35 protein-coding genes are annotated in these 24,587 nt (G+C 42.0%); 4 read left to right on the top strand and 31 right to left on the bottom strand.

Translation table 11 applies throughout. The features are described 5' to 3' along the window. Positions 1-86: 86 nt before the first annotated feature. Entirely contained in the window at positions 87-584 is a 498-nt protein-coding gene (ilvN, locus tag ACHEVO_RS12770) for an acetolactate synthase small subunit (RefSeq protein WP_057758828.1), read from the bottom strand. Continuing rightward, positions 584-2,296, bottom strand: a complete 1,713-nt coding sequence (locus tag ACHEVO_RS12765) for an acetolactate synthase 3 large subunit (RefSeq protein ID WP_197411831.1) — start codon at positions 2,294-2,296, stop codon at positions 584-586. Before ACHEVO_RS12765 ends, ilvN begins: the two co-directional genes overlap by 1 nt. Positions 2,297-3,285: 989 nt before the next feature. Between ACHEVO_RS12765 and ACHEVO_RS12760 the strand changes: the two genes are divergently transcribed. Continuing rightward, positions 3,286-3,783 (top strand): DUF4124 domain-containing protein, encoded by a 498-nt coding sequence (locus ACHEVO_RS12760; protein ID WP_296207630.1) that lies wholly within the window; start codon positions 3,286-3,288, stop codon positions 3,781-3,783. Positions 3,784-3,804: 21 nt separating this feature from the next. Here ACHEVO_RS12760 and ACHEVO_RS12755 read toward each other — a convergent pair whose 3' ends face one another. After that, complete coding sequence (locus ACHEVO_RS12755) at positions 3,805-5,628, bottom strand: NAD(P)H-hydrate dehydratase (protein ID WP_394125159.1); 1,824 nt, start codon at positions 5,626-5,628, stop codon at positions 3,805-3,807. 190 nt (positions 5,629-5,818) lie between these two features. Between ACHEVO_RS12755 and queG the strand changes: the two genes are divergently transcribed. Next, positions 5,819-7,030, top strand: coding sequence for a tRNA epoxyqueuosine(34) reductase QueG (gene queG, locus ACHEVO_RS12750; RefSeq protein WP_394125158.1), 1,212 nt, complete (start codon positions 5,819-5,821; stop codon positions 7,028-7,030). A gap of 146 nt (positions 7,031-7,176) precedes the next feature. On the opposite strand, the gene lysM is transcribed toward queG, so the two are convergent. The 6 genes from lysM to ACHEVO_RS12720 form a co-directional block, all read right to left on the bottom strand. Continuing rightward, the gene (lysM, locus tag ACHEVO_RS12745) at positions 7,177-7,686 is read right to left on the bottom strand and encodes a peptidoglycan-binding protein LysM (protein ID WP_057758817.1); all 510 of its coding nucleotides are present in this window, start codon (positions 7,684-7,686) and stop codon (positions 7,177-7,179) included. 282 nt (positions 7,687-7,968) lie between these two features. After that, a complete protein-coding gene (gene acpP, locus ACHEVO_RS12740) occupies positions 7,969-8,205 on the bottom strand; it encodes an acyl carrier protein (RefSeq protein ID WP_057758815.1) in 237 nt (78 codons plus the stop codon). 270 nt (positions 8,206-8,475) lie between these two features. Beyond that, the gene (gene fabG, locus ACHEVO_RS12735) at positions 8,476-9,204 is read right to left on the bottom strand and encodes a 3-oxoacyl-ACP reductase FabG (protein ID WP_057758813.1); all 729 of its coding nucleotides are present in this window, start codon (positions 9,202-9,204) and stop codon (positions 8,476-8,478) included. After that, entirely contained in the window at positions 9,201-10,169 is a 969-nt protein-coding gene (fabD, locus tag ACHEVO_RS12730) for an ACP S-malonyltransferase (RefSeq protein WP_394125157.1), read from the bottom strand. Before fabD ends, fabG begins: the two co-directional genes overlap by 4 nt. Positions 10,170-10,594: 425 nt before the next feature. Continuing rightward, positions 10,595-10,777, bottom strand: coding sequence for a 50S ribosomal protein L32 (gene rpmF, locus ACHEVO_RS12725; RefSeq protein WP_057758809.1), 183 nt, complete (start codon positions 10,775-10,777; stop codon positions 10,595-10,597). A gap of 318 nt (positions 10,778-11,095) precedes the next feature. Beyond that, the gene (locus ACHEVO_RS12720; protein ID WP_102077932.1) at positions 11,096-11,689 is read right to left on the bottom strand and encodes a YceD family protein; all 594 of its coding nucleotides are present in this window, start codon (positions 11,687-11,689) and stop codon (positions 11,096-11,098) included. A 181-nt stretch (positions 11,690-11,870) separates the two neighbouring features. Here ACHEVO_RS12720 and ACHEVO_RS12715 point away from each other — a divergent pair, with 181 nt between their 5' ends. After that, positions 11,871-12,614 carry an elongation factor P hydroxylase gene (locus ACHEVO_RS12715; protein WP_394125156.1) on the top strand — a complete coding sequence of 248 codons (744 nt, stop codon included), beginning with the start codon at positions 11,871-11,873 and terminating at the stop codon, positions 12,612-12,614. A gap of 232 nt (positions 12,615-12,846) precedes the next feature. Next, entirely contained in the window at positions 12,847-13,467 is a 621-nt protein-coding gene (locus tag ACHEVO_RS12710) for an L-threonylcarbamoyladenylate synthase (protein ID WP_394125155.1), read from the top strand. 110 nt (positions 13,468-13,577) lie between these two features. On the opposite strand, the gene rplQ is transcribed toward ACHEVO_RS12710, so the two are convergent. The 22 genes from rplQ to rplV form a co-directional block, all read right to left on the bottom strand. After that, entirely contained in the window at positions 13,578-13,937 is a 360-nt protein-coding gene (rplQ, locus tag ACHEVO_RS12705; RefSeq protein ID WP_021813387.1) for a 50S ribosomal protein L17, read from the bottom strand. A 19-nt stretch (positions 13,938-13,956) separates the two neighbouring features. Next, complete coding sequence (locus ACHEVO_RS12700; protein ID WP_021813386.1) at positions 13,957-14,964, bottom strand: DNA-directed RNA polymerase subunit alpha; 1,008 nt, start codon at positions 14,962-14,964, stop codon at positions 13,957-13,959. 80 nt (positions 14,965-15,044) lie between these two features. Beyond that, positions 15,045-15,686 carry a 30S ribosomal protein S4 gene (rpsD, locus tag ACHEVO_RS12695; protein WP_057758723.1) on the bottom strand — a complete coding sequence of 214 codons (642 nt, stop codon included), beginning with the start codon at positions 15,684-15,686 and terminating at the stop codon, positions 15,045-15,047. Positions 15,687-15,734: 48 nt separating this feature from the next. Continuing rightward, a complete protein-coding gene (gene rpsK, locus ACHEVO_RS12690; RefSeq protein WP_010196728.1) occupies positions 15,735-16,124 on the bottom strand; it encodes a 30S ribosomal protein S11 in 390 nt (129 codons plus the stop codon). A 20-nt stretch (positions 16,125-16,144) separates the two neighbouring features. Then, complete coding sequence (gene rpsM, locus ACHEVO_RS12685; RefSeq protein ID WP_021813384.1) at positions 16,145-16,501, bottom strand: 30S ribosomal protein S13; 357 nt, start codon at positions 16,499-16,501, stop codon at positions 16,145-16,147. A 247-nt stretch (positions 16,502-16,748) separates the two neighbouring features. Then, positions 16,749-16,865 (bottom strand): 50S ribosomal protein L36, encoded by a 117-nt coding sequence (gene rpmJ, locus ACHEVO_RS12680; RefSeq protein ID WP_010196721.1) that lies wholly within the window; start codon positions 16,863-16,865, stop codon positions 16,749-16,751. A gap of 31 nt (positions 16,866-16,896) precedes the next feature. Then, positions 16,897-18,228, bottom strand: coding sequence for a preprotein translocase subunit SecY (secY, locus tag ACHEVO_RS12675; RefSeq protein WP_166739245.1), 1,332 nt, complete (start codon positions 18,226-18,228; stop codon positions 16,897-16,899). 19 nt (positions 18,229-18,247) lie between these two features. Further along, complete coding sequence (gene rplO, locus ACHEVO_RS12670) at positions 18,248-18,688, bottom strand: 50S ribosomal protein L15 (RefSeq protein ID WP_057758719.1); 441 nt, start codon at positions 18,686-18,688, stop codon at positions 18,248-18,250. After that, positions 18,688-18,867 carry a 50S ribosomal protein L30 gene (rpmD, locus tag ACHEVO_RS12665; RefSeq protein WP_057758718.1) on the bottom strand — a complete coding sequence of 60 codons (180 nt, stop codon included), beginning with the start codon at positions 18,865-18,867 and terminating at the stop codon, positions 18,688-18,690. Before rpmD ends, rplO begins: the two co-directional genes overlap by 1 nt. A 20-nt stretch (positions 18,868-18,887) precedes the next feature. Beyond that, complete coding sequence (gene rpsE, locus ACHEVO_RS12660) at positions 18,888-19,403, bottom strand: 30S ribosomal protein S5 (RefSeq protein ID WP_057758716.1); 516 nt, start codon at positions 19,401-19,403, stop codon at positions 18,888-18,890. Between the two features lie 2 nt (positions 19,404-19,405). Further along, entirely contained in the window at positions 19,406-19,756 is a 351-nt protein-coding gene (rplR, locus tag ACHEVO_RS12655) for a 50S ribosomal protein L18 (protein ID WP_057758713.1), read from the bottom strand. 11 nt (positions 19,757-19,767) lie between these two features. Next, positions 19,768-20,301, bottom strand: a complete 534-nt coding sequence (rplF, locus tag ACHEVO_RS12650) for a 50S ribosomal protein L6 (RefSeq protein WP_298810438.1) — start codon at positions 20,299-20,301, stop codon at positions 19,768-19,770. A gap of 176 nt (positions 20,302-20,477) precedes the next feature. Next, the gene (gene rpsH / locus ACHEVO_RS12645) at positions 20,478-20,876 is read right to left on the bottom strand and encodes a 30S ribosomal protein S8 (protein ID WP_057758708.1); all 399 of its coding nucleotides are present in this window, start codon (positions 20,874-20,876) and stop codon (positions 20,478-20,480) included. An 11-nt stretch (positions 20,877-20,887) separates the two neighbouring features. Beyond that, positions 20,888-21,193: a 30S ribosomal protein S14 gene (gene rpsN / locus ACHEVO_RS12640; RefSeq protein ID WP_010196705.1), complete on the bottom strand. Its 306-nt coding sequence runs from the start codon at positions 21,191-21,193 to the stop codon at positions 20,888-20,890. 12 nt (positions 21,194-21,205) lie between these two features. Beyond that, positions 21,206-21,742 (bottom strand): 50S ribosomal protein L5, encoded by a 537-nt coding sequence (gene rplE, locus ACHEVO_RS12635; RefSeq protein ID WP_057758706.1) that lies wholly within the window; start codon positions 21,740-21,742, stop codon positions 21,206-21,208. A 21-nt stretch (positions 21,743-21,763) separates the two neighbouring features. Beyond that, positions 21,764-22,081 (bottom strand): 50S ribosomal protein L24, encoded by a 318-nt coding sequence (gene rplX / locus ACHEVO_RS12630; RefSeq protein WP_011279796.1) that lies wholly within the window; start codon positions 22,079-22,081, stop codon positions 21,764-21,766. Positions 22,082-22,089: 8 nt separating this feature from the next. Continuing rightward, entirely contained in the window at positions 22,090-22,458 is a 369-nt protein-coding gene (gene rplN, locus ACHEVO_RS12625) for a 50S ribosomal protein L14 (RefSeq protein ID WP_010196702.1), read from the bottom strand. 183 nt (positions 22,459-22,641) lie between these two features. Then, positions 22,642-22,917, bottom strand: a complete 276-nt coding sequence (rpsQ, locus tag ACHEVO_RS12620) for a 30S ribosomal protein S17 (protein ID WP_021813375.1) — start codon at positions 22,915-22,917, stop codon at positions 22,642-22,644. Then, on the bottom strand, positions 22,914-23,111 hold the full coding sequence (gene rpmC / locus ACHEVO_RS12615) for a 50S ribosomal protein L29 (protein ID WP_025644397.1): 198 nt from the start codon (positions 23,109-23,111) through the stop codon (positions 22,914-22,916). Before rpmC ends, rpsQ begins: the two co-directional genes overlap by 4 nt. Then, positions 23,111-23,524 carry a 50S ribosomal protein L16 gene (gene rplP / locus ACHEVO_RS12610; protein WP_025644399.1) on the bottom strand — a complete coding sequence of 138 codons (414 nt, stop codon included), beginning with the start codon at positions 23,522-23,524 and terminating at the stop codon, positions 23,111-23,113. The genes rpmC and rplP overlap by 1 nt, the downstream gene beginning before the upstream one ends. A 3-nt stretch (positions 23,525-23,527) precedes the next feature. Next, positions 23,528-24,250, bottom strand: coding sequence for a 30S ribosomal protein S3 (gene rpsC, locus ACHEVO_RS12605; RefSeq protein WP_057758704.1), 723 nt, complete (start codon positions 24,248-24,250; stop codon positions 23,528-23,530). A 3-nt stretch (positions 24,251-24,253) separates the two neighbouring features. After that, entirely contained in the window at positions 24,254-24,583 is a 330-nt protein-coding gene (rplV, locus tag ACHEVO_RS12600; RefSeq protein WP_021813373.1) for a 50S ribosomal protein L22, read from the bottom strand. Positions 24,584-24,587: the final 4 nt, after the last annotated feature.

Genomic DNA, 24,587 nt, shown 5'->3' with positions numbered 1-24,587 from the left:
TTATGCTGTAGTCAATATAATAACTAAGATAAGCGCTTTGTTGATTAGATAAATAAATATTGGTTTAAATTGGTTTTGATAAATAATTAAATGCTTAGGGTTTTTTCACCGCGGGCAATACCGATAACACCTGAACGAACCACTTCCATAATGCGCTCACGGCCAATCACATCGATAAAACCATCAAGTTTGGCTTTGTCGCCCACGATTTGAATCGTATATAAGTTCGAATTTACATCGACGATTTGTGCACGGAAAATATCTGCGCTACGTTTGATCTCTTCACGAACACCGCCTGTTGCACGGACTTTAATGAGCATCAATTCACGCTCAACGTGTACGTTCTCCGTTAGGTTAAGCACTTTAACCACTTCAATCAATTTATGCAATTGTTTGGTGATCTGCTCAATTCTTTCAGGTGACGTAATGGTCGTAACCGTTAGACGTGAGATACTTGGGTCATCAGTAGGCGCGACGTTCAAAGTTTCGATATTGTAGCCACGTTGTGAGAACAAGCCGACTAACCGCGACAACGAACCCGCTTCGTTTTCCATCAATACCGAAATCAGATGTTGTTGTTGCATTAGGTACGCTCCCCTTTTGTTAACCACATATCACGCATGGCCTGTCCAGCGATTTGCATTGGATATACATGCTCATTACGATCGACGTAAACATCGATAAATACCAGTTTGTCTTTCATAGCCATTGCTTCAGCCAATTGTGCTTCCATAGTTGCAGGGTCAGTAATTTTGATACCGACATGACCATAGCTTTCAGCCAACTTGACAAAATCTGGTAAGGAGTTCATATAAGACTGGGCATGACGACCTTCATACAGCATATCTTGCCACTGCTTCACCATACCAAGCTGCGCATTGTTAATGTTCAGAATTTTAACTGGTAAGTTATATTGCAAGCAGGTCGATAGCTCTTGGATATTCATCTGAATAGAGCCTTCACCAGTAATACAAACCACATCACGCTCAGGATTGGCAAGTTTGGCAGCCATTGCATACGGCAGACCAACACCCATGGTACCAAGACCTCCTGAATTCAGCCATTGACGTGGCTCATTGTAAGTATAGTAAAGTGCCGCAAACATCTGATGCTGACCGACGTCACTTGTGATAATAGCATTACTGTTAGTCACTTTATCTAGAGCTTGTACGACACTTTGTGGCTTAATGCCATTATCTGTGCTGGTGTCATAGCGCAAGCCATGACGCTTACGCCACTCATTAATTTGTGACCACCAATCGAGCAATGCGTGCTGCTCTAACTGCTTGTCTTGACCAACAATCTCTAGCATGTCCGTTAAGACTGACTTCACATCACCTACGATAGGAATGTGCGCAAGAATCGTTTTTGAAATTGACGCAGGATCGATGTCGATATGAATGATAGTTGCGTTAGGGCAGAATTTTTTAACGTTATTGGTCACACGATCATCGAAACGCGCGCCGACGGCCAAAATCACATCAGCATGGTGCATACTCATATTGGCTTCGTAAGTACCGTGCATGCCAAGCATACCTAAGAACTGACGATCAGAGCCAGGGAATGTACCAAGACCCATCAAAGTATTAGTCACTGGTAAATTCAGACGATGTGCAAGATCTGTTAACTCTTCGTGCGCATTGCTCCAAATCACACCGCCGCCTGCATATACAACAGGACGCTGCGCTGCTAATAGCGTTTCAATGGCTTTTTTGATTTGACCGCTGTGACCTTTGAGTGAAGGCTGATACGAACGTATAAATACTTCTTCTGGATATTCGTAAGCGAATTTTTCGCTAGGCGCAGTCATGTCTTTTGGCACATCAATGACAACAGGGCCTGGGCGACCAGTCTGGGCAATATAAAATGCCTTTTTTACAATCATTGGAATTTCGCTAGCATGGCGTACTTGGAAGCTATGCTTAACGATAGGACGTGATACGCCTACCATATCGGTTTCTTGGAAAGCATCTTCACCGATTAGGCTGCTTGGCACCTGACCTGCGATTACAACCATTGGTACAGAGTCCATAAAGGCAGTAGCAATAGCTGTCACGGTATTGGTCGCACCAGGGCCTGATGTGGCCAACACGACGCCAGTATTACCAGTCACTCGCGAATAAGCATCGGCCATGTGGCCCGCTGCTTGCTCGTGACGTACTAAGATGTGCTCAATATTTTCTTGCTGAAACAGCGCATCATAAATGTGTAAGACCGCGCCACCTGGATAGCCAAAGATGTATTCGACACCTTCGTCAGTCAGTGCTTGCACCAGCATTTCAGCGCCCGATAGCATCACAGGCTGTGCACTACCTTCTGCAAGACGTTGTTGCTTTTGTTCAAAATTTTTGGCGGCATTACCCGTTTGGGTATGTCCCGTCATGTTCGGACTTTGCGTGGTTTGCGTCACTGTCATCACCTTTTTTTGCGGCGAGAATTTGCGGGATTCTATGAGTAAAAATAATTACTTACCGTCGTTATTTTCACTTACTGAATGATCGCTAATTCTTGTCCATATCAAGAATATCTGCGTAATAGGTTTGATTAAAACTGTCTCATAGGACAATACTAATCAAACATAGCAGTGTATTTTAGGTCAGCTTTGTGATGGATGTTTATCGATATACAGTGACAAGATGCGAGTGCATCTATAAAAGAGAGGCTTATTATTGAGGTTCGATACTAGCAAGTACCTATTGTAACTTTATTTGTGTGACTTTATTTGTACAGATGCATCGATATACACAAGCAAAAAAACTTCATAACCAATGCCAAATTATAAGATCTTTAGAACTTACAATAGGCTTTGGGGAAATTTCTTAACGGCGTACTATATCGCGTTTGATACAACTGCTAAAAACACATTTAGCACATTTCAAATAATAAGTTTATCTTAGTCATTGTAGACAGATAAGTCCGGAGACAATGTATCGCTATCAACAGTGGTCGTTGTGCCACCATACTTGCTATATCATTATCACAAAGGAAATAAAACTGCATAAGCTACCGATAAGTAACTTGTAGTTCTCTTTCTCAAGTGCCACGGCAACATCGTAAAAGCCGCTCACTGACCAATCAACTGCTATTATATTCGATGGTTTACGAGTTATTGTCAAGAAAAACTTCTAAAGCCTATCCCAAACTATTAGTTATTAAATAATATACATTGATAAGTATTATTTGCTAGAATCGATAGTCGATACATTATTACTACTAATTAAACGCTCAAGTGTTATATTTACACCTATATACATTTGATTTTTACTACATGAGAGGATTGCTATTATGGCATATGCGTCTAAGATAAATACCGCAGCCAAATTATTAACGAGTACCGCGTGTATGCTAATGTTGTCTATGAACGCCAGTCAGGCTATTCAGGTTTATAAGTCTATCGGAGCGCATGGCGAAGTTAAATATAGTCAACATGCCCCTCAGACCGGTAAAAATATCGAACTGATTGAATTTCGTAGTGACGGTAGACAAAGTAACGCAGGCCAAATGGCAGGAAAAACAGATCCCAACCAGAGTAATAATGCCCAAACTGCAGAAGAGCAAAGAATTGCACAATTGGAAGCACGTATTAAAGAGCAAGATGCAAAAGAAAATGCTCAGCGCTGCCAATCACTACGTAATAATCTAACTAACCTCAATGTCGGCGGCCGTATCTATGAAATGGATGCCAACGGTAAGCGTCAATATCTAGATGGTCGTGAAATTGAGCTTAAGCGCGAGCGTGTACAGCAGGCGATTGATCAATACTGTGCTAACTCTTCTACTTAACTCTTTATCTCAAGCAATACATCAAACTATCATAAGCTGCATTACGTGACGAATGGCTGCTGGCATATCTTGAGCTTGTAGCCCTCGTTGCCCCACTAGCAATGTATTAATATCGCTATTCGCTTGATACACTAATACATCTCCTGCAAACCCATGTATAAGAACCGCTTGATGTAAGCTACGTGCCTCTGCTGATAAATCTTGCTGTGCTAATAGTCCAGCGGTCACTCCAGATAACACATCACCCATGCCAGCGGTTGCCATGCCAACATTCCCTACATCACAGACGTATACTTGCTCTTTTCCCTCTTCTTGTTCTAACACTAACGATCCTGCCCCTTTTAATACCCAGTCACCACCATATGTTGCAGCGCACTGTTTTATAGCTTGCAGTCTATTGGACTCAATCTCACTTATCTTTTGCTCAAGCAATCTAGCTGTTTCCCCACTATGCGGCGTCAAGCAAACCCGATGATCAGTACTGTATTCTCGTAGCTTTGTTATTAGCTCATGATTACCCATGTGCAGTGATGCCAAGTGATAAAGACCATCAGCATCGATCACAATTGATTTTTCATTTTCTATAGCAGCTTGTACATAATCAATAAATAATGCTCTGGCTTTTTCGTCACGGCCAAGCCCCATCCCAATAGCAACGACACTGGCCTGCTTAATCAGACCTTTTACGCCGCTTGCGTCATGCAAATTAATGGTCATCGCATCTGGCAATGAAGTCAATAGTGACCCATGAAAAGACTCATGGCAGGCAACTGTTATTTTACCGGTGCCTGTCGCCATCGTACTGGCCGCAGACAGTATGGCAGCACCGCCCATACCTTGAGAGCCATCAACACGATTTCCGCCAATGACTAGCACATGACCATAGCTGCCTTTGTAGCTGTTTTGGCGACGTGGCTTCATACTATGTGCAGCCGTCAGCAGCATGGCAACTGGCTCAAATACTTGACTGGCATTTTTCAGAGCTATCGTATGATGGCTAGCTGTCTGGTGAAGCGTCATTTGATAAGGTATCAACGGTATATCGATTATGTCTCCGCTATAGTCTGTACCGTCTTTAGTGTGTAGACCAAACTTACGCGCAATCAAACATAGAGTCACGTCAGCTTGTATTGCCATGCGCTCGAACACTTCACCAGTAGAAGCCACTAATCCACTTGGAATATCAACTGCTATTGCTAGGGCGTTATTTTGCTGAGTAAGACTATTGAAGGTATTGATAGCTAATTCATAAATACCTTCTGGTGCACGATCTAAGCCAATACCAAATAATGCATCGATATAAACATCAGCTGGCAAGTTTATTTTATCCGCATCATCGTGACTAATAATGCCCTCAAATCGTTGATAGTTGCAGCTGCTAGCTAGGGCTATCTGTAATGCCTTTGTCGCGTCAGTAATATTGCTACTATCGCTTTGTTTATCGCTAGGAGTTTTTGAAGTTACTGATTGATCATGGATAATCAAATCATCTTTACTAAAGCTAACCGTTATTACTTCTACTTGCCAGCCAGCTTGCTGTAAATAATGAGCGATAAGCCAGCCATCACCGCCATTGTTACCTTTCCCTACCCAGATACTTGCTCGACGCGAATGAGCACTACGGTGATAAACGTTAGTATTAGCAGAATGGCTAGTACTGACGGTTTTTCGATCATAAATCTGCTCTATTTGCTGTGTCATTTGCCAAGCGGCTTGTTTCATCAAACCAAAACTATCGTACCCCTCTGCAAACCAAGCCTGCTCCATCGCATAAACCTGCTCACTATTATATAGCGCAATAGGTTTTGTATTTTTTATAGGTGATAAATTGGTATTATTTCTCATAACTTATCCTTGGTGTTTCTACTCATTTTTTATTTTATCTAAATTTGGTTGCTCATTTCTCATATCAGCTTAGCAAAAGCTTACCTCGACTTATGTATCAATATGAATGTGAGTTTATTTTCTTTTATACTTGCACTCATTGCTCACTGGCTTATCATAGCGGTATTTACATTATCTCTGATTGTCAGATATGAATAATCTGATTAAAACAAACGAGAAAACATCTAATAAGCACCTACTCTCTATGCCTACTGATAAAAACAGAATTACCATTACGAACCCAACTGTATTTGCAACCACAGCTGATGTTAAGCAATGGATCAAAGCACAAGCACAGGCACTAGGATTTGCTGATTGTGGTTTTTTATCTGTGCATCATCCTTTGTTTACTAAGCAGATTGAACAACTACAGAAGTGGCTTGATAAAGGCTATGAGGGTCAACTGCAGTTTATGCATAATAATCATGATCTGCGCGCTCATCCTGATCAGCTAGTCGAGGGCGCAAAGACCATCATCAGCGTACGTATGGATTATCTAACTCAATCACCGACGCCGCGTGCTGTCACTGATAATGATCATCCCAATAAGGGCATCATCGCGCGTTATGCAAGAGGGCGTGACTACCATAAGACAATGCGTAGTCGTCTAAAGCAATTGGCTTTGAAGATAGAAACAATGCTGCCTGAATGGCAACATTTGGATATCGGTTCAGAGAAAGAGTTTGTGTTTAGACCTTTTAGCGATTCGGCGCCTATCTTTGAGCGGCCGATTGCAGATGCAGCAGGTCTCGGTTGGACAGGTAAACATACACTACTTATAAATAAGCAAGCTGGCTCATTTTTTGTGCTCGGTGAGCTGTTTTTGAGCCTTGAGCTACCCGACGATAAACCAGTCAAGGAGCATTGCGGTAGTTGTAGCGCTTGTATTGATATATGTCCTACTCAAGCAATTGTAGCGCCCCACGAGCTTAACGCCTCTGCTTGTATCTCTTATTTAACTATTGAACATGATGGCGTCATCGATACCAAATATAGACGCGCAATTGGCAATCGGGTCTTTGGCTGTGATGACTGCCAGTTAATCTGTCCATGGAATCGTTATGCCAATCTAACTACCGTTGATGACTTCGCACCAAGGCATGGATTGGATAATAGTAGCTTGCTTGAACTATGGCAGTGGCAAGAAGCCGACTTTATGAAGAACACTCAAGGTAGTCCGCTTAGACGCACCGGCTATGTGAATTTTTTACGTAATATCGCTATCGGACTTGGCAATGCTAATGCCAGCTTAGAAGTGGTCGAACAGTTAAAGTCCAAATTGGCTTTACATGGTGACATGCTAGACGAGCATATCGAATGGGCTCTAGCTGAGCAGCATAATAAGCTAGGCTTAACCAATTGACCAATCACTTTATGGCTATCAAATATTCCTGAAATAAAGTGGTTATTTGAAGTGTACAATATAAAAAAAGCCTCTTAATAATAAGAGGCTTTTTTTATTAGAATATCATATTTAAAATATTATTTTTCTATACGCTTTTTCTAGAATTATGGCTTAGGAATGCGTAACACTTGACCTGGATAGATTTTATCTGGATCAGATAACATTGGTTTGTTTGCTTCGAATATCTTCATATAATCGCCAGATGAACCATACACTTCTTTAGCGATTTTAGACAGACTATCACCAGACTTTACCGTATACATCGTAGATTCAGGCGCATCTTCTTCGATATCGATGTTATCAATAACTTTTGCAACGTTTTGAACATTACCGATAGCGATAATGGCTTTTTCACGATCAGCTTGAGTTTTGGCATTACCACTAATTTCTGCAGTATCTGTAGAACCATTATATTTAATTTTTAGGTTACTGATATTGAGGTTCTGCTGCTGAATACGGCGCAACAAAATATTAGCCACTGATTGTGCACTAGGCTCACTGCTTTGTACTGGTGTATTAGCATCTGCTTTTGTCTCTGTCTTAGCATCATGCTTTTCGTCATCACGGTTAAAAATCTTATCACCGATATCTTTTGCAAAGCTAAACATACCCATATATCTACTCCTTGAAATATTATTATTTATCATTCTTTTAATAAAACACATAGTCAGACAATATACTGAAAATCTAACTGGCGTTTTTTTCTACGACTTACTATTATGAGTATAGATAAAGTGAGTCGATGTAGATAGTAATAGTATGTTGAATAATGTTGAATTGACGTAGTCAATGTTAAATTCGATTACTGTGCTTAAAAATAACAATCACGCGCCCATAAAAAAACCGCCTATCTAATAAGATAGGCGGCATTATAAATCTGCTAAATAAGTAGCAAATTATAGTTGGGCTTGTACGTAATCGATTGCTTTTTGAACAGTCGTCAATTCTGCAGAATCTTCATCAGGAATAGTGATACCAAAATCACTTTCAAATGACATAACCAATTCAACTAGGTCTAAAGAATCTGCACCTAGGTCTTCCATGAATGAAGCATCGTTGTTGATGTCTTCAACATTCATACCTAGTTGCTCAGCTACTGCTGCTTTTACTCTTAGCTCGATATCATTACTCATGTAGATCACTCCGTTATCATCTATTATTTTTAATAAACTGCTATATCGCCTTATTTAACGCTATAGCATGGTATATAAAATGCGTTTGCCAGACCAGCAATGCTGTCTGAGTACTCTATGACATGTTATACAGTTTGTCTGATGTCTAATAAAGCCCTGTTATCATACAGGGCTTTGACTCAAAAGTATCCGTCATTATAGCACCCTTTATTATAGTTTACACTCGTTCACACAGTTTTTTATTATAACTATGTAACGCTCGTATATTGACTACATATACATGCCGCCATTGACAGGAATGACAGCACCTGTAATATAGCTGGCCTCGTCGCTAGCCAAGAAATGTACCGCTGCAGCGATGTCTTCTGGCTGACCAAGACGGCTGATAGGTACAGCATCTAACATAGAGTTCAATAGGCGCTCATCAAGCTCATCTGTCATATCCGTTTCGATCAAGCCTGGTGCCACGCAGTTGATGGTCACTTGGCGTGAACCAATCTCACGTGCAAGCGTACGGCTAAACCCTTCTACGCCAGCTTTGGTCGCCGCATAGTTAGATTGGCCTGCATTGCCCATTTGAGCGACGACAGAGGTAATGTTGATAATACGACCACGGCGTGCTTTCATCATACCGCGTACGGCACGTTTGCTCATGCGATATACTGATGTCAAATTGGTATCGATGACATTTTCCCAATCTTCATCTTTCATGCGCATCAGTAGGCCATCTTGAGTGATACCAGCATTGTTAACCAATACTTGTACCGCGCCGTAGACGCTTTCAATCTCTTCAAATAATTTGTCAATTTGAGCAGTATCACGTACGTCTAAAACGCGACCAATACCGCCAGTATCATGAAGGTAATCATCAATAAGCTCTGCGCCCTTTTCAGTGGTCGCAGTTCCAATGACAAAATGTCCTTCTTTAGCAAAACGCTTGGCCACTGCCTTGCCAATACCTCGGCTAGCGCCAGTTACTAATGTAATCGTACGGCTCATGATAACACCTCCAATAATTTTTCTAGACGGGCAGGCTTGTCAGTAGGATAGCTTGCGATTGGCTGCGCCTGACGCTTCGCCAAATTGCTCAGTACATTACCACTGCCACATTCGATTAAGATATTAATTTGCTTATCAGCCAACTCTTGCATGGTTTTTGACCACAATACTGGCTCACTCAGCTGTTCAGTCAATGCTTGCTTGATTCCAACCGCACTGGTTTCAACACGTGCGTAGCGATTTTGTATCACAGGAATGGTTGCCTGATCAAACTTGATACCCGCTAGTATCTCAGCCAATGCATTGCTGGCAGGTTCCATAAGTGCGCAATGAGACGGCACACTCACTTTTAGAGGAACAGATTTTTTGCCAGTATTTTTGACTTTATCAATAACAGCATTAACACCAGCAGCGTTACCCGAGATAACCACTTGTCCTGGACTATTGAAATTGGCTGCCCCAACAACGGCATCTTCGACGTGTTCAGTTGCTTGCTCACACAAGTTTTCAACTCGGTTGTCTTCTAGTCCTAATACGGCAGCCATAGCAGTATCAACACCTACAACGGCCTCTTGCATCAACTGACCGCGCTTATGTACTAAAGTGACTGCATCACCCAGCGATATCACATTGGCAGCACACAGGGCACTGTACTCGCCCAGAGAGTGACCAGCTAAATAACAAGGCGTCTCTTCTATTTTTTGTTGTAGGACACGCCAAATAGCAATACTAGCTGTCAAAAGCGCAGGCTGAGTATATTGGGTTTGATTGAGTTTTTCTTCGTCCTGACAGATTGCCCACAAATCCTCACCAAGCGCCTCACTCGCTTCGGTAAATGTATCGCGTATCTCTGGATAGATTTCGGCAAGCTCGCTCGTCATCGCGACTGCTTGAGATCCTTGTCCAGGAAAAATGACCGCGATACGAGCGGGTTGCTTTTTTACCATATCGGGTACAGAAGCCATAACCAATATTCCTTATCTGATTAGAAATATCCCTAAAAACAATGGGGTGTATTATATTATTAGATGTTATACAAGGCCGCTACTTCAAGTATTTATGCAAGAAAACGGATTGTCAGTAAACTATACACTGACAGACACTATTATCATAGCGGATGCAAACCAAACAGCAAGAGTAACGCTGCTCAAATTAAAGGAGCAGATTATATCAGCACATTTTTAAATCTACTAAAAATAACAAGCGAATTAAGCAATAAGTCTAGTTATAAATAACAAAAAGCCAAGTTATCCAGCCACATAATATATGATAGCGAAATAACTTGGCTTTTTTTAGCTCAAAGCTTATTGACTAATAATAACTAGGCAAAAACAATAATAGTCACCAGTACTATTACTATCTTCGCCTAAGCTATCATAGAGCCAATGTCTTAGGCGTCTTGGCTGACTTTGAACAGTTGACGACCACGGTAGAAACCATCTTTAGTCATGTGATGACGACGATGTTTTTCACCAGTAGTAGCATCTACGCTTAGTTCAGCAATTTCCATACGGTGATGTGAACGGCGCATGTCACGACGAGAACGGCTTTTACGACTTTTTTGAACAGCCATGATATAGCTCCTATACTTAAAAGGGATAAGCTTGAAATTCAGCTTAAGTCGATACTGACAGAGGCTATATAATCATAACAACCTAAGTCTTAAGCATCATTAGTTAAATAGATTGCCACTCACATAAAGCACTGACCAAGGCTGTATTTTATAAAAAATTTACCCAGTCAGTTTCTATCAGCAAGCAACAGGTTGCTCGAATGCAATAAACCGGACATTATACGCATGTTTATTAAATTAATAAAGCCCTGCCTCGCACTCTTCTGTACAAAGCTGATAAAAGGTTTTTTAAATGCATCGATTAGATAATTTTGGCGCTTATAGTTTGCCTTTTAGTGAGGCTAAAGCAGCGAAAGGATTTTCACCTTCCTCTTCTTCTGGTATCTCACCAAACTGCTCAACAGACATCTCACAATCGTCATGCTTTGGCGCCATTGGCGTTTTGAGCAGGATCTCGTCTTCCACCAACTTCTTAAATGGTAACAGACGCTCTGGAGATTGCTCGGTGACGATTTCATCCAGTAATAAATAATCTTGCTCATCTTTAACTAAACGAACCTGACTATCATTTTCGAGTAGCGCGATGTCATAATCATCAGACAAGTCTATCGCGATTGGTTGTAAACAGCGCTGACAAGTTAGCCAAACATCACCTGTCAAAGTAAATGCTAAATGCAAGACGTTGTTGCGACGATATAAGTTAGCGTTGAGCTGTATATCTGACTGCTCATGTTCAGTACTCAAAGTAGTAGCCAGACGATCAAACGAGCTTGGTTTGACCTCTCCTGACCATTCATAACCAGTGTCTGCCCACTTATCTAAAGAGATGTGCTCAGGCATGCCAGTAGATACAGGCGCTTTTTTATTGTCAGCGTGAGGTGCTGACGGTTTAGTTTCTGGAGTGCTTGACATGCGCGGCCTCATTCATAAAAACGGTGTATAATATTGCCTGCCATACTAACGGAAAGTGCCATATTCTGCTAGCGCTAGTATGTTAAGATTTTTTGATAGTAAATTTGTTTAAGCTCTTTTACTACTTACCTTTTACCTAAAGTTTTTTGTCTTTAGTATTTATTAAGTCAATGTCTTCTCTATGAATCTATCCGATAATAAAATTAATTTTTCTGATTTACTTTCTCCTACTGAAGCAAGTTCGTTACTACAACAACTTATTCAATTAAAGAGTCATACTGAAAGGTCATCTAGCAATATACTCTCTCATGATAAAAATGAGTATTTAAAAGAATGCAGAAGTCAGTGGCAAGAATTGTCTAGTACCCAATCTGACGATATTTACTCAGCAGAATCGATAATTGATAGCGAACGATTAGCTACCGACTGGCTCATACAGTTATTTAATATTTTATTTGCTGATCAGCAAGTTATATTGGTTCGTAGCAATGATGAACCCGAGTATTTTCCAGCTCAAGATAATGAACCCGCTCGAATTGAATTCGCTCATGGCTTTTTTGCCAGTGCTTTACATGAAATCAGTCATTGGTGCGTAGCTGGCGACGCTCGTAGACAACTATCTGACTTTGGCTACTGGTATGCCCCAGATGGACGATCAGCGGCGCAGCAGCAGGCATTTGAGCGTGTAGAAATCAAACCTCAAGCATTAGAGTGTTTGTTCACCTTGGCGTGTGGACGAAATTTCCAAGTCTCGCAAGATAACTTGTTTGCCGACTTCGACACCAGTAGTAGCACCTTTGCTAGTGATGTCTATCAGCAAGTCCAAAGCTATATAGCCAAACCTCATACTCTGCCGCGTGACGCTAAGACTTTACTGACTGCATTACTTAGCGCTTGCACTTCTTCATCTGAGATCAGCGCTTAGTTTAAATTACTAAGCGTTCCTACTTATTAACGATTTTCTACGGTTGGTAACGCCTTGCCACTAAACTTATATCTACTTTGAGCTATACTGATAACTGAAGTGGTATTTTGAAAATATCGATCTGCTTTAGTTCTAGAGTAGTTTTTCTAATATATCTAGTAATTGAACCACATCTAATTAATGAAAAGTTTGTCTCAATTAAAAACCAATAATTATAAAATAAGGAACCACTATGGAAGTCTTCTATATTCATCCCGATAATCCGCAGCCACGTCTCATTGAGCAAGCCGCTGACCTATTACGCAGAGATCAGTTAATTATTTACCCAACTGATACCAGTTATGCTTTTGGTTGCCGTTTGGGAGCAAAAGATGCCCTAGCTAAGCTTAAGCAAATCCGTGAACTCGATGATAAGCATCAATTTACATTATTGTGCCGCGACTTGAGCGAAATTGCCAACTATGCAACAGTTGATAATGTGCAATTTAAACAGCTAAAAGCCCACACCCCTGCCCCAATTACTTTTATTCTTAATGCCACCAAAGACGTACCCAAGAAGTTGGCGCATGCAAAGAAAAAAACCATTGGTATTCGTGTGCCTAGCAACCCTATTGCTCAAGCATTGTTAGAAGCGATGGATGAACCTATCTTAACCAGCTCACTTATTTTGCCTAATCGGGACGATATTTTGGATGACCCATTTGAGATTGAAGACTTACTAGGTAACCAAATCGATGGACTGATCAATGCAGGTATAAAGACAACCAAGCTTACTACTATCGTAGATATGACTAGCAGCGTTCCTGAAGTTATCAGACAAGGTGCGGCTGATGTCCATTCCTTATTACTCTAAGCAGCTAGTTATTGCTTTAAACAACTAATAATATATTTAGTCAAATTTAAGACAAAAAAAAGCTCCAATTGCATTGGAGCTTTTTTATGGAATATGTCTTAGGTGTAAAACTAGTCACGATCAACCAATTCTACATAAGCCATTGGCGCATTGTCACCATCACGGTAACCGCATTTTACGATACGCAAATAACCACCTGGACGCGTCTGGTAACGAGGACCTAACGTGCCAAATAATTTGCCTACCATAGCTTTGCTACGCATACGGCTGAATGCTAAACGACGGTTAGCAACGCTGTCTTCTTTAGCCATAGTGATCAATGGCTCGGCAACGCGACGTAGTTCTTTAGCTTTTGGTAAAGTTGTTTTGATCAGTTCATGCTCAAATAATGAGTTAGTCATGTTCTGAAACATTGCCTTACGATGACTGCCGGTACGACCCAGCTTGACTCCACTCTTACGATGGCGCATAGTCAAAAATCCTTAAAGTTTAACGGCTACGATAAGAAAAGCGATCATCAACACGTAAATCAGCTGGTGGCCAGTTATCTAGGCGCATACCGAGCTCTAAATCTTTAGACGCTAATACGTCCTTGATTTCTGTCAATGATTTCTTACCAAGATTTGGGGTTTTTAGAAGTTCAGTCTCTGAACGCTGTACCAAATCACCGATATAGTAAATGTTTTCAGCTTTCAAGCAGTTGGCTGAGCGAACCGTTAGTTCAAGATCGTCCACAGGGCGTAATAGCACCGGATCAACCTCTTCTTTCTCTTTCACAGGCTCAGGCGCTTCTTCAGCTTCTAGGTCAACAAAGATAGAAATCTGTTGTTGTAAAATAGTGGCTGCTTTACGAATTGCTTCTTCTGGATCTATAGTGCCATTAGTTTCAAGCTCAATGATAAGACGATCAAGATCAGTACGCTGCTCTACACGAGCGTTCTCAACCTGATAAGCAACACGAAGCACAGGACTAAAACTTGCATCAAGCTTTAAACGTCCAATTGCTTTAGTATCACCATCTTCACGGCGCTGGTTTGCTGGCTCATATCCACGACCCATCACTACACGCAAACGCATCTTAAGATGACCACGATCGCTCAATGTACCCAAGACCAATTCTGGATTGATGATGTCAACATTGTGCGGCAACGCGATGTCTGCAGCAGTAATAGTGCCTGGACCTTGTTTATCCAAGGTCAAAAATACTTCATTTTGGTCATGAAGAGTAATTGCTAAGCCTTTTAGGTTCAAAAGCAAATCAAGTACGTCTTCTTGCAGGCCTTCAAGCGTTGAGTATTCATGGTCAACACCATCAATCTCAGCTTCAATGACTGCAGCACCAGGTAATGAAGATAACAAGATGCGACGCAGAGCATTACCTAGGGTATGCCCAAAGCCGCGTTCTAACGGTTCGAGCGTGACTTTCGCAATCGTTTCGTTAACCGTATCCACATTAATGGCATTCGGCGTTAGAAACTCAGTTGCATTTAGCATCATGATGTCACCTCGATTTATTAAACTGGTTTAATTAACGTTAATTGCTCAATGCCATTTTCATAACATTGAGCATTACGTCATTACTTAGAGTATAGCTCAACGATCAAGCTTTCGTTGATTTCAGCAGGTAGATCAATACGATCAGGCGCATGTTTAAACGTGCCTTGTAGTTTGCTGTGGTCAACATCAAGCCATTCTGGAATACCACGTTGTGTCGCTAATTCGATAGCGTTTTTAATACGTAGCTGTTCGCGAGATTTCTCTTGGATAGCGATGACATCACCATCTTGAAGCTGAATTGAAGGAATGTTCACACGAACAAACTCATCACGGCCAGCTTTTTTTACCATAACAGTACGATGACTGACTAGCTGACGTGCTTCTGCGCGAGTTGAGCCAAAGCCCATGCGATATACAACGTTATCTAGACGGCTCTCAAGCATTGCTAGCAAGTTTTCACCAGTAGCGCCACGCTTACGAGCAGCTTCTTTATAGTAGTTCGCGAATTGACGCTCTAGTACACCATAAATACGCTTAACTTTTTGCTTTTCACGCAACTGTAGAGCATATTCTGAGGTCTTGTTACGGCTTACGCCATGCTGACCTGGTGGACGACCAGCTTTCTTCGTTTTTACGTCATACGGTTTAACGCCAGATTTAAGGCCTAAATCCGTACCTTCACGACGTGATAATTTCAGTTTTGGTCCAATATAGCGGGCCATTGTTATGTCTCCTATAAGCTTTTAGTATAAAAAGCTTCGTCTTTAATATTAGACGCGGCGCTTTTTCGGCGCACGGCAACCATTGTGTGGGATTGGGGTTACATCAGAGATGCTGTTAACTTTATAACCCAATGCACCTAGTGCTCTTACCGCAGACTCACGACCCGGTCCTGGTCCTTTGACCAAAACATCGATATTCTTAACACCATATTCTTGGGCCGCTTTACCAGCGACTTCAGCTGCAACCTGAGCTGCAAATGGTGTAGATTTACGTGAACCACGGAAGCCTTGTCCACCTGAAGTGGCCCAAGCCAATGCATTACCTTGACGATCGGTAATCGTAACAATGGTGTTATTAAAAGACGCATGGATATGGGCAATGCCCTCCGATACTGAACGACGAGCCACCTTTTTGCGACTGCGAGTGTCTTTTGCCATCTTTTAGCTTCCTAAGTTAATTATCTTTTGAGAGGGCGTGTCGGACCCTTACGAGTACGAGCGTTGTTCTTGGTGTTCTGACCTCTAACTGGTAGGTTACGACGATGACGGATGCCACGGTAACAACCAAGATCAACTAAACGCTTGATGTTCATTGAAACTTCACGACGAAGGTCACCTTCAGTCATGTAGTTTGCAACTTGTGCACGGATAGCATCTAACTGTGTATCATCTAACTGACTGACTTTAGTAGTAGGGGCGATGCCAACTGCTTCTAAGATTTTCTGAGCAGTGGTACGACCTACACCAAAGATGTAAGTTAGTGAAATAACAGCATGCTTATTATCCGGAATGTTTACGCCGGCAATACGAGCCATTGATTTCTCTCCATTAAAGAAAAATAAGCGTTATCTAGCGATAAGGCTTTACTCTTCAGATTTGTTGCTGTTAATACTAGAGCTTTTATAGTCATTATCGATGTTTTGACTATAAGTCTGCTCATCGATTCTATTATAAAAGATTTTGTATAAACACGGCAAGTGGCGGATGATATCGCATCCGCCGTTATTTTTCAAGTATTAATTTAATTAGCAGCGAAAACTAAATGTTTTCTAATACTAAATATTAACCTTGACGTTGCTTGTGGCGAGGTTCTGCTGTACAAATAATATGTACACGGCCTTTACGGCGCACAACTTTACAGCTACCACAAATCTTTTTAACTGATGCTTGAACTTTCATAGCATGCTCCTTGAAATATCGTACCGCTCATTTAAGGTTGAGTGGGCGATTGAATTAACGTCTGATCATGATATTGATGGGTCATCAAATGCGCTTGAATCTGCGAGATGAAGTCCATTACCACAACCACCATAATCAGTAAAGACGTACCACCGAGTTGAAACGGCACACCAAACGATGACTGGACGACCATTGGCATTAAACAAATAACCGTCATATACATCGCGCCAATAAAGGTCAGTCGGTTTAATACATGATCGAGGTAACGCTGAGTTTGTTGCCCTGGGCGAATACCTGGGATATACGCACCACTACGTTTAAGGTTCTCTGCTACTTCACGCGGACTAAATACCAACGCCGTATAAAAATAACAGAAAAAGATAATCATTGCGCCAAACAGTACTAAATATAGCGGCTGTCCTGGAGACAAAACCAATGCCATATTTTGAAGTATTTTCTGTACAAAGGTAGGATCAGTCGATTGACCAACCCACTGCCCTAAACTTGCAGGAAACAACAATAAAGAACTGGCAAAAATAGCTGGGATAACCCCTGCCATATTTAGCTTCAACGGCAAATGTGATTGCTGCTGAGCATAAATTTTGCGACCTTGTTGCTGTTTTTGTGCATAGTTCACAGGAACACGGCGTTGAGCACGTTCAATATAAACGATACCCGCAGTAACCGCGATACCTAACAGTACAAAAATAAATAGCACAATCAAGTTCATCTGACCTTGATTGACCTGTTCAATAGACTGCGAAATCATACCTGGCGTACCAGCCACAATACTCGCAAAAATGAGCATTGAAATACCATTACCTACGCCGCGTTCTGTAATCTGCTCACCAAGCCACATTAAGAACATTGCGCCTGCTACTAAAGAAGTAACAGCTGGAATATAGAAGGTAAGACCAGTAGATAAAGTAAGGTTTTGGCTGATTAAGCCGGCACACATTCCTAATGACTGTACTAGTGCTAAAGCAAGTGTTCCCTGACGGGTATACTTGTTTAGCTTGCGTCGTCCCGCTTCACCTTCCTTTTTGAGGGCTTCAAGCGATGGCAATACTGCAGACATCATCTGTACGATAATCGATGCTGAGATATATGGCATAATGCCAAGTGCCATGATAGACATACGCTCTAGCGCACCACCTGAGAACATGTTAAACATGCTCAGAATGGTGTTTTCGTTGCGCGAAAACAGATCAGCCAAGTTAACTGGGTTGATACCCGGAACTGGAATATGTGACCCTAAACGATAAACAATCAATGCGCCGATTAAAAATAATAAACGCGTCCATAGCTCATCATACTTACGTATAAATGCGAATGGATTAAGCGGTATACCAGCCGATGACATTGATTGTTTTGACACGTCACTACTCCTCGATGCTACCACCAGCAGCTTCGATAGCTTGCTTAGCACCTTTAGTCACTTTAATACCTTTGAAGGTATAAGCTTTAGTGACTTCGCCTGATAGCATTACACGAGCACGTTTCATATCGTGACGGATAAGGTTAGCAGCTTTAAGTGTTTCAAGGCTAACTACATCGCCTTCAATTTTATTCAGTTCAGAAAGACGTACTTCAGCAGTCTTCATAGCCAGTTTACTGGTAAAACCAAATTTTGGTAGACGGCGATATAGAGGCATCTGACCACCTTCAAATCCTGAGCGAATGCTAGAACCTGAACGAGATTTCTGACCTTTTACACCACGACCACCAGTCTTACCAAGACCTGAACCGATACCACGACCACGACGTTGGGCAGTTTTCTTTGCGCCAACACCTGGTGATAATTCATTTAATCTAAGACCCATTACGCTTCCTCCACTTTTACCATGTAGTTAACGCGATTGACCATACCACGAGTCGAAGGAGTATCTTCTACTACTACAGTATGATTAATACGGCGTAAACCCAATCCTTTCAAGCTCGCTTTGTGGCTCTTTAGGCGATGGGCACCCGATTTAAATTGAGTGACTTTCATTTTTTTCATCGTAACTCACCTAGTCTAAGTTAACCCAAGATTTCGTCTACAGATTTACCACGTTTAGCTGCCATCTTCTCTGGAGTTGACATATCACGTAAACCGTTAAACGTTGCGCGAACAACGTTAGCAGTATTGGTAGAACCATAACATTTAGTCAAAACATCTTTGACACCAGCAACTTCTAATACAGCACGCATTGCGCCACCAGCGATTACGCCAGTACCTTCAGATGCAGGTTGCATATAGACTTTACTAGCACCATGACGTGCTTTGATTGGATGATGCAAAGTTGCATCATTTAGCTCAACAGTAATCATATTACGTTTGGCAGCTTCTAGTGCTTTTTGGATAGCAGCTGGCACTTCACGTGCTTTACCACGACCAAAACCTACACGACCATTGCCATCGCCCACTACAGTCAATGCAGTGAAAGAGAAAATACGACCACCTTTAACAACTTTCGCTACGCGATCAACGGTAACTAAGCGTTCTACTAGACCGTCAGTCTGTTCATTTTTATCATTTTTATCATTTCTAGCCATGATTAAAACTCCAATCCGTTTTCGCGAGCAGCTTCTGCTAAAGCTTTAACTCGACCATGATATTTGAAACCACTACGGTCAAAGGCAACTTTAGTAATGCCAGCTGCTTTTGCGCGTTCTGCGATCATTTGGCCTACAGACGTTGCTGAATCAGCATTACCAGTCGCGCCTGAACGCAAGCTGCTGTCTAAGGTAGATGCCTGAGCAATCACTTCACCACCATTTGGAGAGATAATCTGGGCATAAATATGTTTTGACGTGCGGTTAACCGTTAAGCGATGAACGCCTAAGAAACGGATATGCGCGCGTGTTTTCTTAGCTCGACGCAGACGAGCTGCTTTTTTATCAAACATTTCAACTCACCTTATTTTTTCTTAGCTTCTTTGCGAATCACATGCTCGTCACTATAACGAATACCTTTACCTTTGTAAGGCTCAGGTGGGCGGAAACCACGGATGTTGGCGGCTGCTTGACCAAGCTGCTGTTTATTGTTTGATTTCAAAACAATTTCAGTTTGCGTTGGCGTTTCAGCTGATACACCTTCAGGTAACGTATACTCTACTGGATGAGAATAACCAACGTTCAAGGTTACCTTGTTACCAGTAACTTGCGCGCGATAACCAACACCAATCAACTGAAGACGTCTTTCAAAGCCTTCGTTTACGCCAGTAACATAGTTGTTAACAAGAGCGCGCATGGTGCCAGTGTGCATCATAGCTTCTTTTGAATCGACTGTAGGTGAGAAAATGATAGCATCATCTTCCTGTTTCAGCTCGACCAATTCATGCAGGCGTAAAGACATAGTACCGTTCTTGCCTTTAACTTCGACCTGCCGATCGTTCAAAGTAACGCTTACGCCGTTTGGCAGCGTCACTGGGGCTTTAGCCACACGAGACATAGGAATATTCCTTAAAAAATTTAACTTCTTTATATTAGCGAAAAAACTAACAGGCTAAAAAGCGTGTTAGTTTAGCATAGTTGACTGTGTTAGACATCTATCAATTCAAAATAATTTAATATTACTCAATCAATAGAAGCCTAACAACCATCAAATAGACTTCATCGTCGTATAGCTTACGCTACAAATGCGACGATTTCACCACCGATACCAGCAGCGCGTGCAGCACGATCGCTCATGATACCCTGGCTAGTAGATACGATAGCAACACCCATACCTTGCTTAACAGTAGGGATTTCGTCTTTACCGCGGAACTGGCGTAAACCAGGACGGCTATAACGTTGAATAGTTTCGATAACCGCACGGCCTTCGAAGTATTTCAATTCAATAGTAAGGGTTGCTTTGTTGTTTTCTTGCTCAGTAACAACGGCGCTTGCCACATAACCTTCGCTAACTAGCAAATCAGCAATTGATTTACGTAATTTAGAGCTCGGCATTGCTACCGATACTTTGTTAGCCATTTGTGCGTTACGGATACGGGTTAGCATATCCCCAACGGTATCTTGCATACTCATATAGTTACTCCTTACCAGCTTGCTTTACGAACACCAGGCACATCGCCTTGCATGACACGCTCACGCAGCATATTGCGTGACAAGCCAAACTTGCGGAAGTAACCGTGAGGACGACCGGTGATAGCACAACGATTACGCAGACGTACTGGTGATGAGTTGCGTGGAAGAGCTTGTAGCTCTAACATCGCTTCCATACGAGTTTCGTCACTTGCAGTCATATCACTGATAGTTTCTTTTAGCTTGATACGCTTTTCAGCATATTTAGCAACCATTTTTTCGCGCTTTAATTCGCGGTTAATCATGCTCTTCTTTGCCATAACGTCTTTACCTTATTTAAATGGGAAGCCGAATGCTTTAAGCAACGCACGACCTTCTTCATCAGATTGAGCTGACGTGGTGATTGTCACATCCATACCACGGATACGATCAATCTTGTCAAAATCTACTTCTGGGAATACGATTTGTTCTTTGATACCCAATGAGTAGTTACCACGTCCGTCAAAGGCTTTAGGTGAAAAACCGCGGAAATCACGAATACGAGGAATTGCAATGGCAACGAGACGATCTAAAAATTCGTACATTTGCTCACCGCGTAGCGTTACTTTACAGCCAATTGGCCATTCTTCACGAATCTTAAAGCCAGCAACTGATTTACGCGCTTTGGTGACAACAGGTTTTTGACCAGCAATCGCAGTCATATCAGCCACAGCACCTTCCAACAATTTCTTGTCTTGAGACGCGCCGCCTACACCCATGTTAAGTGTGATTTTAGTGATTTTAGGCACTTGCATCACATTGTCCAAACCAAGATCTTCTTTGATTTGCTGCTTTAATTTATCGTTATATAAAGATTTTAATCTTGCCATTACCATTACACCCTTAGTGTCTTACGCAGTCGCCACTACTTCACCGTTTGAACGATAGACGCGTTGTTTCTTGCCGTCTTCGCCAAACTGATAAGTAATACGGTCTGCTTTTTGGGTTTGCGCATTTAAGATTGCGACATTTGAGATATGCAGAAAAGCTTCTTGCTTAAGAATGCCACCTTCAACGCCAGTTGCCTGATTTGGCTTCTGATGTTTAGTAACAATATTAATGCCTTCAACTTTAATACGATCGTTTTTTACAGCTTGTACAGTACCTTGCTTGCCTTTGTCTTTCCCAGCAATCACGATAACTGTATCGCCTTTACGTAATTTTGACATGGATTACCTCACAATACTTCTGGTGCTAGTGATACAATTTTCATAAACTGATCACCACGTAGTTCACGAGTTACCGGTCCAAAAATACGAGTTGCAATCGGCGCTTTGTTTTGGTTCAACAATACCGCAGCATTGTCGTCAAAACGTAACACAGAACCATCTGGACGACGAACGCCTTTTTTGGTACGTACAACTACTGCATTCATCACGTCGCCTTTTTTAACACGACCACGAGGAATGGCTTCTTTAACCGTTACTTTAATAATGTCGCCAACTGATGCATAACGACGATGAGAACCACCCAGTACTTTAATGCACTGAACTCGCCTTGCACCGCTATTGTCTGCAACTTCCAGCATTGACTCAACCTGAATCATAGCGTTACTCCACACGTATGAGCAATAAAAACCAGTTGCTGCCGCTAGCACAGAATGAGTAGGACGGCATTTTAATATAAATAACCGCGACTTACTCTTAATGTGAGTGATATACGCTCGGCGCAATCAGCATCCTTAAAAAGGCGGCTATTTTAACAGCTTCTGGCTTTTAATGCAATTTACTTAGATTTTTTCTACTTTTTCAACCACATCAACTAAAGTCCAAGACTTAGTTTTTGAGATTGGACGCGTTTCTTTGATGCGGACAAGGTCGCCTTGTTGGCAAACGTTATTCTCATCATGAGCTTTGATTTTCGTAGAACGACGAAGCTGCTTGCCATACAAAGGATGACGAACCAGACGCTCAATCAAAACTGTGATGGACTTGTCCATCTTGTCGCTGACAACTCGTCCTGTCAATACGCTAGCATTGGTAGCTGTTTGATTGTTATCGCTCATGAGTCGCCTCGTTGTTTCTCGTTAATCAAAGTCTGAAGCTGGGCAATCGTGCGACGATTGGCTCTAACTTCATGGGTATTACCCAACTGACCAGTTGCTTTAGCCATACGAATACGGAAAGCATCAAGTTGCTTTTCATCAAGTAACTGGGTCAGTTCTTCTAATGATTTATCACGTAATTCACTGATCTTCATTACATTATCGTCCGCTTAACAATGGTAGTTTTAAAGGGCAATTTTGCTGCAGCGAGCGTTAATGCATCACGAGCAAGCTCTTCAGATACCCCTTCAATTTCATATAGCACTTTACCAGGTTTGATTTCGCATACCCAATATTCTACTGGACCTTTACCTTTACCCATACGTACTTCTAATGGTTTGTTGGTAATTGGTTTGTCAGGGAATACACGAATCCAAATCTTACCGCCACGCTTAATTTTACGAGTGATGGTACGACGTGCTGCTTCGATTTGACGAGCTGTCATACGACCACGCGTCAATGATTTTAGACCAATTTGTCCGAATGCAACGGTGCTTCCACGATGAGCTAGCCCAGTGTTACGACCTTTGTGCATTTTACGAAACTTGGTACGTTTTGGCTGTAACATAGTTTAACCTCTGTCTGAGTTTCGACGGTTTCCACGACCACGGCGTTTTGGCGCACGAGTCTGCTCTTCTTTGACGGGATTATATACACTGTTCATACCGTCAAGGATTTCGCCACGGAAAATCCAAACTTTAACACCGATGGTGCCGTAAGTTGTCTCTGCACGAATTGACGAGTAGTCAATATCAGCACGGAGTGTATGCAATGGCACACGACCTTCACGGTACCATTCACTACGAGCAATCTCAGCACCGCCTAGACGGCCAGACAGCTCAACCTTGATACCTTTAGCACCAGAACGCATGCTGTTCTGTACCGCGCGTTTCATCGCACGACGGAACATAACACGACGCTCAAGCTGGCTGCCGATGCCGTCTGCTACCAAACGTGCATCAAGGTCAGGTGACGTGATTTCTTCAATGTTGACCTGAGCAGGTACGCCCATAATTTTGGTCAATTCTTTTTGAAGTCTTTCGATATCTTCGCCTTTCTTACCGATAACAATACCAGGACGCGCAGTGGCGATGGTAATCTTAGCAGCGCCAGTAGGACGCTCGATCATGATGTTACTGATCATAGCGTTGTCTAGCTTTTTGCGTAGATATTCACGAACTTGAATGTCGTTGATTAGGTATTCTGAGTATTGTTTAGGGTTAGCATACCAGTTTGCGTTATGCTTTTTTACAACACCAAGACGAATTCCGATTGGATGTACTTTTTGACCCATAACTTATTCTCCTACCTTTATAGTGATGTGACAAGTACGCTTGCTGATACGATCAGCACGGCCTTTGGCACGTGGTAGGATACGTTTTAGCGTAATGCCTTCATCAACATAGATAGTAGCGACTTTTAGGTCGTCAATATCTAAGCCGTGATTATGTTCGGCATTGGCGATGGCTGAGTTAAGGCATTTCTTAACAAACACAGCGCCTTTTTTATTGCTATACGTTAGGATATCCAAAGCACGCTCAATAGATTTGCCACGAACTTCATCAGCAACGAGTCTAACTTTTTGTGCCGATATGGCGGCACCGCGTAATTTTGCAGTTACTTCCATGGTA

Origin of the sequence: Psychrobacter nivimaris (assembly GCF_043419765.1) — a bacterium.
Classification (GTDB): domain Bacteria; phylum Pseudomonadota; class Gammaproteobacteria; order Pseudomonadales; family Moraxellaceae; genus Psychrobacter.
This window is presented reverse-complemented; position numbering and strand designations above follow the sequence as displayed.